Source organism: Parvibaculum sp. (genome assembly GCF_045863935.1).
GTDB lineage: Bacteria > Pseudomonadota > Alphaproteobacteria > Parvibaculales > Parvibaculaceae > Parvibaculum.
This window is the reverse complement of the sequence record NZ_BTVP01000026.1, coordinates 41,443-55,704: the sequence shown is the minus strand read 5'-3', so window position 1 is coordinate 55,704 and position 14,262 is coordinate 41,443. Positions and strand designations below refer to the sequence as shown.

The 14,262-nt window shown below is 55.8% G+C and carries 12 protein-coding genes; 10 read left to right on the top strand and 2 right to left on the bottom strand.

What is annotated here, in order from left to right; all coding sequences use genetic code 11:
• Nucleotides 1-38: 38 nt before the first annotated feature.
• Nucleotides 39-518: a tyrosine-type recombinase/integrase gene (locus ACKUUH_RS11945; protein ID WP_407950146.1), complete on the bottom strand. Its 480-nt coding sequence runs from the start codon at nt 516-518 to the stop codon at nt 39-41.
• A gap of 226 nt (nt 519-744) precedes the next feature.
• Nucleotides 745-1,929, bottom strand: a complete 1,185-nt coding sequence (locus ACKUUH_RS11940; protein ID WP_407950145.1) for a cysteine desulfurase family protein — start codon at nt 1,927-1,929, stop codon at nt 745-747.
• Nucleotides 1,930-2,083: 154 nt separating this feature from the next.
• On the opposite strand from ACKUUH_RS11940, the gene ACKUUH_RS11935 reads away from it, so the two are divergent.
• The 10 genes from ACKUUH_RS11935 to ACKUUH_RS11890 all read left to right on the top strand — a co-directional run bounded on the left by ACKUUH_RS11935 (nt 2,084) and on the right by ACKUUH_RS11890 (nt 14,259).
• A complete protein-coding gene (locus ACKUUH_RS11935) occupies nt 2,084-3,040 on the top strand; it encodes a DUF4007 family protein (protein WP_407950144.1) in 957 nt (318 codons plus the stop codon).
• On the top strand, nt 3,040-6,432 hold the full coding sequence (locus ACKUUH_RS11930) for an ATP-binding protein (protein ID WP_407950143.1): 3,393 nt from the start codon (nt 3,040-3,042) through the stop codon (nt 6,430-6,432). The genes ACKUUH_RS11935 and ACKUUH_RS11930 overlap by 1 nt, the downstream gene beginning before the upstream one ends.
• Nucleotides 6,425-6,964: a hypothetical protein gene (locus tag ACKUUH_RS11925; protein ID WP_407950142.1), complete on the top strand. Its 540-nt coding sequence runs from the start codon at nt 6,425-6,427 to the stop codon at nt 6,962-6,964. Before ACKUUH_RS11930 ends, ACKUUH_RS11925 begins: the two co-directional genes overlap by 8 nt.
• On the top strand, nt 6,957-7,604 hold the full coding sequence (locus tag ACKUUH_RS11920; RefSeq protein ID WP_407950141.1) for a class I SAM-dependent methyltransferase: 648 nt from the start codon (nt 6,957-6,959) through the stop codon (nt 7,602-7,604). Before ACKUUH_RS11925 ends, ACKUUH_RS11920 begins: the two co-directional genes overlap by 8 nt.
• Nucleotides 7,597-8,439 carry a phosphoadenosine phosphosulfate reductase family protein gene (locus ACKUUH_RS11915; protein WP_407950140.1) on the top strand — a complete coding sequence of 281 codons (843 nt, stop codon included), beginning with the start codon at nt 7,597-7,599 and terminating at the stop codon, nt 8,437-8,439. The genes ACKUUH_RS11920 and ACKUUH_RS11915 overlap by 8 nt, the downstream gene beginning before the upstream one ends.
• Nucleotides 8,440-8,556: 117 nt before the next feature.
• Nucleotides 8,557-10,212 carry a DEAD/DEAH box helicase gene (locus tag ACKUUH_RS11910; RefSeq protein ID WP_407950139.1) on the top strand — a complete coding sequence of 552 codons (1,656 nt, stop codon included), beginning with the start codon at nt 8,557-8,559 and terminating at the stop codon, nt 10,210-10,212.
• Complete coding sequence (locus tag ACKUUH_RS11905; RefSeq protein ID WP_407950138.1) at nt 10,190-12,022, top strand: ATP-binding protein; 1,833 nt, start codon at nt 10,190-10,192, stop codon at nt 12,020-12,022. Before ACKUUH_RS11910 ends, ACKUUH_RS11905 begins: the two co-directional genes overlap by 23 nt.
• Before the next feature lie 28 nt (nt 12,023-12,050).
• Complete coding sequence (locus ACKUUH_RS11900) at nt 12,051-12,971, top strand: phospholipase D family protein (RefSeq protein ID WP_407950137.1); 921 nt, start codon at nt 12,051-12,053, stop codon at nt 12,969-12,971.
• Nucleotides 12,972-13,316: 345 nt separating this feature from the next.
• Nucleotides 13,317-13,520, top strand: coding sequence for an AlpA family transcriptional regulator (locus tag ACKUUH_RS11895; RefSeq protein WP_293509144.1), 204 nt, complete (start codon nt 13,317-13,319; stop codon nt 13,518-13,520).
• Between the two features lie 358 nt (nt 13,521-13,878).
• Nucleotides 13,879-14,259 carry a hypothetical protein gene (locus ACKUUH_RS11890; RefSeq protein WP_407950136.1) on the top strand — a complete coding sequence of 127 codons (381 nt, stop codon included), beginning with the start codon at nt 13,879-13,881 and terminating at the stop codon, nt 14,257-14,259.
• Nucleotides 14,260-14,262 lie beyond the last annotated feature (3 nt).

The window sequence follows — 14,262 nt, the reverse complement described above, 5'->3', positions numbered from 1 at the left end:
CCTTCAATTGACGGACTCTACTCAAATCTGGAGGAAGTTCAGGGGCTCACGTCAAGTGGAACAGTCTTTTGTGTGGCCCCCACTCCAAAGGCATGTCGGAGCGCTTTGGGCATTGACTGGCTTGGGCCAACTCCAATCATTCGCATGACCTGCTTAACCTGCGTCCACGCGGTTGTTCGCCCCCAAGGCCATAAGCGCTCGGTCCGCCGCCCCAGATCTGATTGAGCGTCATGAAGACCGTGAACTGCCTCAAGTCGCGCGAGGAAGTGTGTTGGCACGGGCACGGCCCGAAAGACGCCACGCCGACGCTTTTTGAGACTCTCAATGATGATAATTCCAGCGCCGGTATCGATATGCTCTGGCGTCAGCGCGAGAATTTCAGATATGCGCGCGCCCGTGTAAACGAGTGCCAGGCAAAAAGTCTCCGCTTCTGGTCGCAAGCTATGTGCGGCCCCAATAAATGCCTCGCGTTCATTGATCGTGAGATATTTCCTTCGCCCCGTATTGTCGTAAATCATAATTTGAAGGTCACTCTTCCATACGCAACAAAGCGTAAGAAAGAGGTTGACCTGATTACTATTAAGTGAACAGAATTGCTCATTCTGTTCAATCTATTCTACATAAATACTGAATAGACGTTCTAGGCCGACCGAACATCGCTGGGTGAGCACTTCTTGCGAGCCAGCCTCGAGTGTTGGCTTCGGGACAGAAGCCGAATTTGCGTCTTGTGCTCTAAGCGTCAGGCTATCGAACTACAGCAGATGATCGCGAGATGCGTTCAAGGGCATGGTCAATGAGCTCCACGGCGTAGTGAATATCTTCATCGGTTGTTTCCCGTCCGAGACTGAAGCGAATCGATCCATCCGCCTGCGCTGTGCAAAGTCCGATTGCCCGCAATACATGCGATGGCTCGGGGATGCCGGACGTGCAAGCCGATCCCGTGGAGGCGGCAAGATAAGGCTGAAGCGTTCTGAGAATATCCTGGGCATCAAATCCTTCGAATCTCAAATTGGCGTTGCCCGGATGCCGACGCGCAGCGTCGGGACCATTCAAGAGGACAGGCCACGAAAGGCTTTGTACAAGACTGATGAATTCTGTGGTGCGACCCCGCAGGCGTTTGCGTTCGCTTACGGCGTCGGATGAGCAAAGGAGGCGTGTTGCTGCAGCCATACCGACGCAGAGCGGGACCGGGATTGTGCCAGCCCGTAAATTGCTTTGTTGGCCGCCGCCATAGATGAGCGGTTCGATTTGAGGGTGTAAGTCCCGGCGAATGTAGAGCGCGCCAATGCCCTTCGGGCCATAGATTTTATGAGCCGATAGGCTAAGCAGATCGGCAAATTCCGCCATGTCTGTCATATCGATCGCACACGGCGCTTGTGCGCCGTCGCAGTGGAGAAGCGCACCAACAGCCCGAACCATCTTGGAAATTACATTGATGTCTTGAATCGTGCCGATCTCATTATTCACCGGTGCGATGGAGACAAGCAGAACCTCTTCGGACAGATGTTGTTCGAGCATCGACAGATTGATGAGCCCCTGCTCATCCACAGGAAGATATTGTACATCGTACTCGAGCTGTTGCTCTAGAGTGCGGCTCGCCGCCAGAACGCATTTGTGCTCGATTGCCCCGACGAGGACGCGCCCACGCTTGCCTCCAGCCGCGCGTCGAGCGAGCCCAAGAAGGGCGAGATTGTTCGCCTCGGTAGCGCCTGATGTGAAGATGATTTCGTCTGCGTCCGCGCCAATCAGATTGCCGATCGTTGCAGCCGCAGCTTCAACCGCCTGCGATGATTCCCATCCGAGCGAATGATCTGTGGAATGTGGATTGCCGAAGCACTTCGCAAAATAGGGGGTCATTTCGGCAAAAACTTGGGAATCGACGGGTGTCGTTGCTTGGTGATCGAGATAGATAGATTTCCCAATTCGCATTTAATATCAATCACATGGTCGAACTATGTGGCCTTTGGCCATCGCCAATTCGATTGTGGCCGTTCTGGAGGACATATCCAGCCTTCATTGACCCTAACACTGTTCCCACCATACAGTCGACCTGGACGTACGATCCAGTAGCCCGGGAGAAGGCATGGCAAGAGGACCACTATATCAAGATGGCTACAGCCCGCAGTTTTCAGGCCACGAGACCTTTCCGCTTCGCTATGGGTGGCTGAAGAAGGCCTTTGACCGGGTCGCCGAAACCGAAGATGTGCCCGAGAACCGGGTGGCCTGTTGGGACGATGAGGCAATTGCGCGTTTCGGCGTCGGCAAAAATATGGTCGCGTCCATGCGGCATTGGGCAAAGGCTGCGGGCATTATTGATGAGCCAACGGTTAATAGCGTCCGCACCACCGGACTTGGACGGTTGCTCTTCAGCCCGAAGGGGGTGGACCCTTTCATGGAGCATCCGGCGACCCTGTGGCTCATCCATTGGCAATTGGCCGGCCACGCTGAGAAGACTACATGGTTCTGGGCGTTCAGCCACTATCCGGCGCTCACCTTCGAGCGTGAAAGCTTCATCAAAAAGCTCGATCGTCTGGCCAAGGATCGCAATTGGTCACGCGTGGCACAGGCCACGCTTAAAAACGACGTAGCCTGTTTCATTCGGACCTACGTCGCGCGGCCACCATCCGGCAAAGTTGGGCACGACGATGCGCTGGAATCGCCGTTGACGGAACTTGGGCTTATCAAGGCCATTGGCAAAAAGGACGGTTTTCGTTTCGTGCGCGGCACAAAATCGACTTTGGGCGATGGCGTTTTCGCCTATGCACTTCTTGATTTTTGGTCCCGCTATTCGGGAGCGGCGACACTGTCGTTCGAAGCCATTGCGCATGCGCCGGGCAGTCCAGGCCGCACCTTTCTCTTCGACGAAAATGACGTCGCAGACCGACTTGCCGGACTTGAGGAGGTCACGAACGGGGCCTTGCGATGGTCCGAGGCGGCTGGCCTGAAACAGATCGTACGCAACGCGTCGATCGACGCAGACGCTGCGTTGGCGTTGCTGATGAGGGACTATGACGATCGGACCGAGAGGGAAGCTGCCTGATGACCTTGCGCGATCATGTGCATATCGCTCGCCGGTTCATGAGATCGATCCGGATTGACGCCGATTTGGGCGATGCAGCCGCTCTTGAGGGCTTTGTTTGCCCCCAGTCGTCAGCCAACACCCTTTCAACGATGGTGCGGCATGTGTCGGAAGCGGGCCAGGGCGCATTTACCTGGACCGGCCCCTATGGCAGCGGCAAGTCGAGCCTAGTCATCGCTTTGAGTGCGCTGCTGAATGGAAATCCAGGGCTCCAAAGACAAGCCGCGAAGCTCTTTGGCCAAAAGCTGACGAAAGAGATCCACACCGCTCTTCCTACCGGCACGAAGGGGTGGCGTATCGTTCCGGTCGTTGCCCGACGTGACGATCCAGTGTCCGTGATTGGAGAAGCTGTCGCGAAGACCGGTCTCATTTCAAGGCGGCCGCGCGGCGGTTGGACTGAAAGCAACCTCATTGCCGCGCTGATCGAAGCGGCGGCTGAGAAACCGCGGACGCATGGCGGACTGCTCCTATTCATCGACGAGATGGGCAAATTTTTGGAAGGCGCAGCCCAGGACGGCTCCGACATTTTCATCTTGCAGCAGCTCGCTGAAGTCGCGTCTCGCAGCAAAGGTCGATTTCTGATTGTGGGCGTCTTGCATCAGGCCTTTGATGAATATGCGCACAGGCTGTCGCACGAAATGCGCGACGAATGGGCGAAAATACAAGGACGTTTTGTTGATCTCGTGGTCGATACCGCCGGCGAAGAACAGATCGACCTTGTCGCGCGGGCTATCGAGAGCGATCACCAGTATAAAAAGCCGGGACCCGTTGCGACGGCGGTTGCCAGGCTCGCCCACCGTGATCGCGCGGACGACAATGAGCGGCTGGCCACTATGCTGGAGGATTGCTGGCCGCTGCACCCAGTAGTCGCTTGCCTGTTGGGACCGATCTCGCGGCGGCGCTTTGGTCAGAATCAGCGTAGCATTTTTGGGTTCCTGAACTCATCGGAGCCGCATGGCTTCCAGGATTTTCTCAACCAGGCCGGCGATCGCGACCTCTACGGACCGGAACGGCTGTGGGATTATCTGCGAACCAATCTGGAGCCGTCGATCCTCGCTTCTCCCGATGGGCATCGTTGGGCGCTGGCGGCCGAGGCGCTCGAACGCTGTGAGGCGATTGGCGGCGGTGACCTGCACGTCAAGCTGCTTAAGACTGTTGCGGTCATCGATCTGTTCAAGGAACGGTCGGGCCTAGTCGCGAATTCGGCGCTCCTCAACGCTTGTTTTCCCGAGGCTTCGGCCAGGGCGCTCGAAAAAGCACTTGCCGACTTGGACCGGTGGTCCTTTACGATCTTCAAAAAATTCCTGGATGCGCGAGCGATCTTCGCCGGCAGCGATTTCGACATTGATCGAGCCGTGCGTGCCGCGCTCGACGAGGTTGATGAGATTAATTTCAAGGAATTGAAGGCGCTTGCTGGGTTGCAGCCCGTTCTAGCGAAGCGACATTATCATGAGACCGGCGCGCTACGCTGGTTTGACGTCAATATCGTGCCCGTCAGCGGCTTGGTGGATTTTGCCGCTGAGCTCGAGCCCGAGAATGACGCTATCGGTGAATTCCTGCTGGCTATTCCGACCGAGGGAGAAGATGAACAGCATACCGAAGAGCTTTGCCGCAAAGCCGCTCGCCAAAGTGATGAGTGGGATATTATTGTCGGCATATCGAAGCGCTCTTGGGCAATTTTACCGCTGGCCCGCGAGCTGTTCGCCCTTGAAAGTGTAAGCAACGATCACCCCGAACTCCAGGGCGATGCGGTTGCGCGTCGCGAAGTGTTCGCCCGCTTAGCGTCATTGCAAGCGCTTCTCGAAACGGAGCTCCACAAGGCGTTTGACAATGCGTTGTGGTTTCGCAAGAACTATCAGCCGAAGCGCTTGCGCCAGGCCGACCTGAACAGTATCGCGTCGGATTTAGCCGACCGCCGATTCGAGGAATCTCCCCGCCTGCACAACGAGTTGCTCAATCGGCAAAAGCCGTCGAGCAATGCAATTGCAGCGCAGAACAATCTTCTTCGGCGCATGGTTCTGAACGAGGGTGAGCCGCGTCTCGGGATTGAAGGATTTCCCGCGGAAGGCGGATTGTTTGCGTCTGTCCTGGAATCAACAGGCCTTTATGTGCAGGATGGCGATGTCTGGCGGTTTGCGGCGCCAAATACTGGCGCTGCTGATCCACGTCGGTTGGGTCCGATCTGGAAGAAAGCCTCCGACTACGTGCGGAGACATGCCAAGAGGACCGTGGCGATTTCCGAGCTGTTCGCGGAATGGGGCAAGCCTCCGTTCGGCGTGAAAGATGGGCTGATGCCGATCTTTGCGGTCGCCTTCATTCTATCGCAACGTGAACGGCTCGCAGTTTATCGCAATGGCATTTTCCGTTCGCGCTTCGACGATGTAGATGTTGAGCTATTGGCGAAAGACCCAGCCTTCATCCAGCTGCGCTGGATGGACTTGTCTGATGTTTCGCGACGCCTTTTGTCCGGTATGGCGGAGGTTGTGCGGAACTTGGACAAGTCTAATGATCTCGTCAATCTGGCGCCCATCGATGTGGGGCGCGGCCTCGTCGCAATTTATGATCGTTTGCCCCAATGGACGGCGCGTACAATGCGCCTGTCGTCCAATGCGGTGAATATCCGAGATCTCTTCAAGAGGGCGCACGATCCCAACCAATTCCTCTTCGACGATATTCCTGGAATACTCGGCGAAGACGTATCGTTTGGCAAAGAAGATGACTTGCGCCGTGTGATCGAGAGCGTCCGCGATGGGCTCGGCGAGTTGGTGCTCGCCTATCCGTCGATGCTGCAACGTCTGCGCGACATAATGCTCGCTGAACTGCGTGTTCCGAATGTTTCGCCCCAATCGCTGGCGGAGCTGCGCGCACGCGCGGAGAATATTCGGCAATTGGCAGGTGATTTTCGGCTTGATGCGTTCGCCGGGCGTTTGGCCCAGTTCAATGAAAGCGAAGAAAGTTTCGAAGGGATCGCAAGCCTCGCTGCGAACAAGCCTCCCCGTGATTGGGTAGACCCCGATCTCGATCGCGCCACCGTCGAGCTAGCCGAATTGGCGCAGAAATTCCTGCGCGCCGAGACCTATGCGCGGGTTAAGGGACGCCCCGATAAGCGGCAAGCCATGGCTGTTATGATTGGCGTTGATGGTCGGCCTGCCCCGTTTCTGGAGGAATTCGACATCGCGGACTCCGATCGAGAGAACGTCGACGCGCTGATTGCGCGGGTCGAAGTCATACTGGAGAATTCACACGTGAAGCAGCGAAACGTCATTCTCGCGGCTCTAGCCGAACTGACAGCAAGCTACATGCGCCCAACCGCCGAAGCAGGTTCAGAAGTAAGGATGGCTCACAATGAGTGAAGCTTCGCCCGCTGAACAACTTTGCTATGTTCAGAACTTTGAGCAGTTTCGAAGCCTCAATACGCAGATGAACCACGTGCCTGTGCTCGCTATGACGCTCACCGGCGGTCTCTGGTTTGGTGCTGGCGTTACCGAAAATCTGGATATGGAAATCAGGTTCGCGCTCATAATGCTGGCAGGTTTCAGTAACCTCGCTCTGATCTTGATTGTTTATCGAATCCGGGATGTTTTAGAGAGTTACCTTGAGCGCATCGAAGCTTTTCATCCGGCGAGCTTCGCCGGTGGCAAACCCACAAATCCTCAACTTCCCTGGCTTGGCAGCTACAGCATGATAACGATCTTCTGCACGCTCATGATGCTGGCCGCCATTTTCTCGTTTATCAGCGCTTTCTGGACGTATTGGCCATTCGCAATAAGTCGTTGCTGGGGTGTCGGCGGGTTCGTAGTGCTGTTGGCTGCCCTCTATCTGCTCATCTTCAATAGGAGCGGTCAGGGAAAAGAAAGGAAGAAGACTGGAGGCGCGAATGTTTAGCGCCGCGCTAATGGCGGTAGCGGGTGAATGTGGAACCTCCAAATACTATGAGGAGCAGGCGAGCGCATATTCGGCTGCTACGCTCGGCGTGGACATGTCGGAGGTCTATGTTCGTTTTCTGCGCTATCTTCCTAAGCACGCGCGGATACTTGATGCTGGCAGCGGCTCCGGGCGCGACACACTCGCATTCAAAGAGCGCGGATACGATGTTGATGCCTTCGACGCTTCGCCTTCGCTTTGCGCTCTATCAACGGAATTAACAGGTGTTCCCGCACGTGTTCAGCGTTTCCAGGAATTTGAATCCGAGTTGCTCTACGAAGGCATTTGGGCCTGCGCTTCTCTGCTCCATGTGCCTTCCAACGAATTGCCTGACGCATTTCGCAGGCTCGTTCAAGTACTCAGGTCCGGCGGGGCTCTCTACATCTCGTTCAAACATGGGCCAGGTGAGCGATATTCAGAAGATGGTCGTTTCTACCTAGATATGAACGAAGCCCGACTTCGCACCGTCTTGGGCAATATCGCCGGCATGGACTTGGCTGAGATTTGGATTTCCCAAGGCGAGGGTGGCCATAGAGGAAAAGATGCATGGATAAATGCCATTCTTGTCAAGAACGAGGAGGGAAAGGGAAGTCGTGAATAGATCCGTTTCAGAAAAGCACGTTCTCGGCCTCTCCGGCGGGCGCGATAGCGCGGCCCTCGCAGTCTATATGCGCCAGCACCATCCCGCGTTGGAGATCGAATATTTCTTCACCGATACCGGCAAGGAGCTTCCGGAAGTCTACGAGTACCTGGGCCGTCTGGAGGGGTTTCTGGGTCAGCCTATTCGGAGGCTCAATCCTGACCGGGATTTTGATTTCTGGCTAAAGCAGTACAACGAATTCCTGCCGTCACCGCAAACCCGCTGGTGTACGCGTCAACTCAAGCTGCGCCCGTTTGAGCACTGGCTCCGCCCGATGCTGGCCGAGGGGGCGACCATCTATAGCTATGTGGCCATTCGCAGCGATGAGGAATACCGGGAAGGTTATGCCTCAAAGCACGATAGGCTGATCGTCAAGTTGCCATTCAAACAAGCCGGTGTTGACAAGGCCGGTGTGCTAGACATCCTTGAAGGAGCCGGTTTGGGGCTTCCAAAATATTATTCATGGCGTTCACGTAGCGGCTGCACTTTCTGCTTTTTTCAGCAAAAGATCGAATGGGTTCGATTGAAAGAACACCATCCTGATGCATACGAAGAAGCGAAAGCCTATGAGAAAGACGCCGTCGAGCATGGCTCGCCTTTCACATGGAGTCAGGGCGAATCCCTTGAAGATTTGGAACGCCCGAACCGTGTTGCGCAGATAAAGTCGGATCATGAGCAGCGGATCGCGCGGCTGCGTTCTAAGGTTCAAGCGAATCCTTTAAGGGAGGATAGAGAACCTATTGATATTGATGATCTATATGGCAAGGCTAAGGTGTGTCTGACATGTCATAAGTAAAACGTAGAGCGACAGAGCGTTGAACTTGGAAAGCTTGATCGACTTTGCTAGCGCGGCCGCCGTCGATGTAGCGAAATATCGGGTCTCGGTTGTCTTGAATGCGGAAAACATTCTGAAATGACAAAGGCAGCGGGCTTTCCGACGTCTCCGGGCATTGCCCTTCAGGCCTTACTGCGGGGGGCGAAGCCGACGACGTTACGAAAGATTATTGGCCCCTCGATCATCAATACCATTGAGGCTCTTGATCCGGACATTGCGTTGGACGGGAGACTTGGCGATTTGGCCGCTCAATTGATAGATCCGTCCACGTTGCTTCGAGATATCGAGGGGCGGGAACACGTCATCCGAGCGCTACCTCTGCCGAAGGCACGAGAACTCGCACGACGCGTGGGGGTAAATGACGGACGTTCCCTTTATGCCGATTTGTGTACAAAAGCGGCAGATAGCAACACCCTTTCAATTCTGCTTTCGTTTTTTGGTGTAGTAGAGGACGAACGGGCGCCGGTGGCGGCCTCGTCCAATATGATGAAGGCTGCAGCCGGCTATGCGCTTTTCGCACATCAGCGGACAGCGGCGGATCGGGTGATTGTGGCGTTGACCTCCGCCCCCAGCAAGGTCGTGCTCCACATGCCAACCGGCGCCGGGAAAACCCGCACGGCAATGCACATCGTTGCGGACCATTTGCGGCAGCATGAATCCACAGTGGTGTGCTGGTTGGCCCAGAATGCTGAGCTGTTGGATCAGGCGGCCGATGAATTCGAGAACGCGTGGCACTTCCTTGGGAATCGCTCTTTGGACCTAGCGCGCTTTTGGGGAGGCCGAAATCCCGACCTCAGCAACATCCGTGACGGCGTGATTGTGGCTGGCTTGTCTAAGATGTCAGCCTGGGATAACCGAGACCCAGCCGCGCTCTTACGGTTGGCGGATCGAGTATCACTGACCGTTATCGACGAAGCTCATCAGGCCATCGCTCCGACATACGCGGCCATTCTAAACGCTCTGTACAGCAAGCGCGTCCGGAATGCGTTGTTGGGTTTGACGGCAACACCGGGTCGGAGCTGGTCCGACATCGGTGAAGACCAAAAGCTCTCGGAATTTTTCGACGGCCAGAAGGTGACGTTGGAGGTTGAGGGATATAGCGATCCCGTGACCTTCCTGATCGATCAGAAGTATCTGGCACGGCCGATATTCAAGACATTGAACTCGCACGCCGGCGTCAATCTGACCGAAGATGATGTTCGACTCCTGTCTGCCGATATCGATATTCCGGAGGCCATTCTGGAGCGATTGGGCGACGATACGCAACGCAATCTCCGGATCATCACCGCTGTTGAAGAACTGCTTGCGAGACATAGGCGTGTCATTGTGTTCGCACCATCAGTGGCGAACGCCCGTATGTTGACAGCAATATTGGTAGCCAGAGGGCGTCAAGCATTTGTTGTCACCGGCGAAAGCAACCAGTCCGAACGGCAAAGGATAATCAAAAGATTTAAGAGCAATGATCGTCATCCAATGGTATTGGTAAATTATGGGGTATTGACCACTGGTTTCGATGCTCCTGGCATAAGCGCTGCATTGATCGCGCGACCGACGCGGTCACTCGTCCTTTACAGTCAGATGGTCGGGCGCGCGACGAGGGGACTGCGCGCAGGCGGAAATGACGAGGCGGAGATTATAACGGTTGTAGATCCGGACTTGCCGGGGTTCGGGAGTGTCGCCGAGGCGTTCAAGAATTGGGAGGATGTTTGGAATGAGCGAGGTGACGACGGCTGAGGCTTGGAGGCTTGTCGGGGAGATTATTCCGCCAGAACTCGCCGTGAAGGCGATGCGGGATAGCGGATACAAAAACACAGCCTATGCTCTGGCAGAGTTGATCGATAATTCTGTGCAGGCCAATGCCAGCAACGTCGATCTCATTTGCCTCGAGGACTATGAGCAACTGAATGAGCGGGCACGGCGCCGTAGCCAGGCGATTGCAATCCTCGACAACGGCGATGGGATGACCCCTGAGACCCTTCGGCTTGCGCTGCAATTCGGAAATGGAACCCATTTGACGGATCGAAAAGGTATCGGTCGATTCGGCATGGGGTTGCCAAATTCGTCCATTTCGCAGTGCCGGCGGGTCGAAGTGTGGACTTGGAAAAGCGGTCCCGATAACGCGATTTACTCCTATCTCGATGTAGACGAAATTGAAGGCCGTCAGCTCTTTGCCGTGCCCGAGCCTACAGCCAAGCCGTTACCCCAAGAATGGCGAGATCGTTCTCAAGACATCGGGACGAGCGGCACTTTGGTGCTCTGGTCGAAATTTGATGAGTATCGGCTGAGCTGGCGTGGTGCTCTCGCAACCCTGCGGAATACCGAGACGCTGGTCGGCAGGATGTACCGAAAATTCATTGACGACGGTCGTCTTTCCATACGTCTAGTTGCACTAACCGACGGTGAGGTAGAGCCAAGCTACGACGACTTCGTGCGGGTGAATGATCCGCTCTACTTGATGGCAAGTTCATCGACACCTGCCCCATTCGACACCTCACCCATGTTCCAATCGTGGGGCGACGACGAGGTATTTTCCATCGCCTATGATGGAGCGATACATGATGTTGTCGTGCGCATGAGTTGGGCGCGCGAAGAGACGGTGCCAAACGATAAGAGTGATCGCGGCGCCAAGCCTTACGGCAAACACGCCGCAAAAAATGTGGGTTTATCGATCGTGCGTGAGGGGCGCGAGCTTGACCTCGATTCTGCTTGGACAAACAGCTACGATCCGGTCGAACGATGGTGGGGCGTCGAAGTTGAATTTCCTTCGACGCTGGACGAGGTGTTTGGCGTTACGAACAACAAGCAGAATGCGACCATATTCTCGCAAATGGCGCAATTTGACTGGCGCGCTGAGGCGAATCCTGGGGAGTCATTGTCGGAATTTCGGGAGCGAATCCAAAGCGAAGGAGATCCTCGATCACTCTTGCTTCCCATCGTTGATCATATCCGGCAACAGATCCAAGAAGTCAGAAAGCGGCTTAAGAAGCAAACCGAAGGGCGGCGCGCGAAGACGGACCGACACGATAAGCCGACTGTTGAGGATCTGGCCACGACCAAGTTTCGCGAACGTGCGGAACAGGGCCATTCAACCCAAGCGGATGGTGAGGAATTCACCGAGGCGGCTCGGGAGAGTTTTGAGCAGGATCTAAAGGAGGATAAGCACTATCCGGAAGATGTCGCTGAAGAGATAGCTAACGCTATCATGATGCGTAAGCGCAAGGTGGTCTTCCTGACAAAGGCGATGGAGGGTTATGCGTTTTTCAATGTCGAACATAAGCAAGGCGGCCTGACTGCCATTGTCTTCAATACGAGTCATCCCTTTTACGGACAGCTGATGGAATCTCTCGAGCCCAATATCGGTGATGAATCTGACGCCGAGCTCATGGATCGAATCCACAAAGCGGCTGACACACTAGAACTGTTGTTCGCTGCTTGGGCGCGATACGAATTGGAGGAGGTTCGGCAGCAAAACCGCTTGTTCGAGATGCGCCAGGAGTGGGGAAAAATGGCGCGCTTCTTCCTCACTGAGCGGGAAGACGACTAGGATGAGTGTAGTCGCGCCAGGGGAGGCGATGCTCGAACTCATTCGCGGCGCAACTAGTCGGATCGTCATTGCGGCACCCTATATAAAATCGCTCTCGATCAGGCGGGCGCTCTCACAATTGCCAGCAACAGTGACCGAGTGTATCTGCGTCACTCGCTGGTTGCCCGAGGACATAGCCGTCGGCGCTTGTGATCTTGAAATCTTTGATGAATTGGCTGACGCGCCTGGTGGCAAGCTATTCGTTCATCCCCACCTGCACGCAAAATATTATGCGGATGGCGTGCGAGCTTTGGTGGGCTCAGCCAATCTGACGGCCCGTGGGTTAGGTTGGCATACGCCGTCCAATGTCGAGCTTTTGGTTTCGCTTCCTCAAGAATTTCCGGGCCTTATGGATTGGGAATCAATGCTGCTGCGGTCAGCGATTCCGGCCACTGAGGAATTGCGTGACCAGATCCGGAGAAGTGCCGAAGAACTGAGGCGCGCTTATCCCATGCAGAACGTGCCAGATGTCGGCGACGAAGCAGAAGAGGAGCCTAGCGCGAGTCTTTGGATTCCTCTTTGCCCCGCCCCAGAGCGGTTGTGGGGGGTCTATCGTGGGCGCGACGCCGATACGATGGTCAGTAGTGCTTATGAGGCCGCGAGAGCCGATCTCGCAGCACTTGCGCCGCCGCAGGGATTGACGGAAAATTTGTTTGTCGCTTACCTGGCCGGAATTCTTCGCCAGATGCCGATCCTTGTCGAAATCGACAAACTCGCCACAACCGGTCTCACGGATGGTGGCGCCCATGAATTTTTAGCCGACCGTTTAGGAGAAACGTCGGAGCAGGTTGATCCCCATCAGGCATGGCGCGTCCTCAAGGCGTGGCTAGTTCATTTCTTTCCAGAGTCCTACCGATTGGAAACCGGGCAGGAGGTTTTGGTAAAGGGGCGAGAACTGCCCCGCCGCTAAGTGCCGACGTTGATCTGATCCCAAGCATAACAATTTTTGTTGCGATCTCAGCATTCGCCATGGACCGACTTTGGACCTGAGCAATCTGCGGTACTAGTGGGTGCCATCGGCATGAAGCGGGCCTACGAGCCACCCTGAAATCCTTAGTATCGAACGTCAACCTCGTCCTTACTTTCAAGTGTTAGAACGGAGACTTCCTGAGCTAGGTCCTCTGCATTCGGGCTACCCAGGGCGTCGCCGAAGATATCTCGACTCCCGCCCCCTCCCTCCCTAATCTCCTCCTGCCCACTGGTGCGGCTTCGCCAACTTGGGGCGTCGACGCTCCCTTTCCAAGGGAGTTGTTCGATGGCTCAGTACCAAAAGCAGGTCGTATCCAAAAAGGAGCTGAAGACTGTCTGTGGCATCCCGTATTCCGGCCAGCATATTGCGCGGCTCGAAGCGGCCGGGGCGTTCCCCAAACGGATCAGACTCGGCCAGAATCGTGTTGTGTGGTTGCTGTCGGAAGTCGAGGCATGGCTGGACGCGCGGATCGCATTGCGAGACGCATGAACCTGCCGCTGACACTTCCTTCTGAAGGGTCCTCGGGGACCGGGTCGCTCCCGGTCCCCATCTTTTTGGGGCACCGGAAGGCCTCGCCACCTGGGCGATAGGCTGGGGATACAGAGGGCGATACCGTATCGCCCCTCCGTCCACGGAATTCTTCCGAATATGCAAATAGATTCAATCTGTTGTGCTTGTTGTCTGCCCTTACCTGTAGTCCGACTTATTACTCCGTATCCTTCCTAATAACCCACCCCTGCCACCCAATCTCCTTGACTCTCTCCCCCTCCTTCCGCTTCGATCCTCGCAGTATCCGTAAATCGTGTGACGTCGAGTGATCTCTGGGGACAAACAGGGGGGAGCGCCCATGCGCGTGTCGATCGAGCATAAGGAAGCAGTATCGGGTCTCATCAAGAAAGTGCCGCAGGTCGAGGTGACGGCGGTTGTCCAGTTCTCGGAAGAGGAGCGGGCGATCATCAACAGCTGGAACCTCGGCGAGGTGGTTATCGTCGAGCGGCAGATGGATGCGCAGCGGGCGGCCAAACACAAGGGCGACCAATACAGCGCCCAGGCGCCCCACGAGCATCTGCGGATCGGGCATCTGACGGGAGGCCCCGACAGGTATCTGTTCGACACCCCGCATGATGCGAAGGTCTATCAGGAACGGCTGGTGGAGGGCCTCAGGACCCTCAAGGCCTATCTCGCGAATTGCGCGAGCCTTGCCGAGCCGCAAGTCTTCGAGATCTGAGGC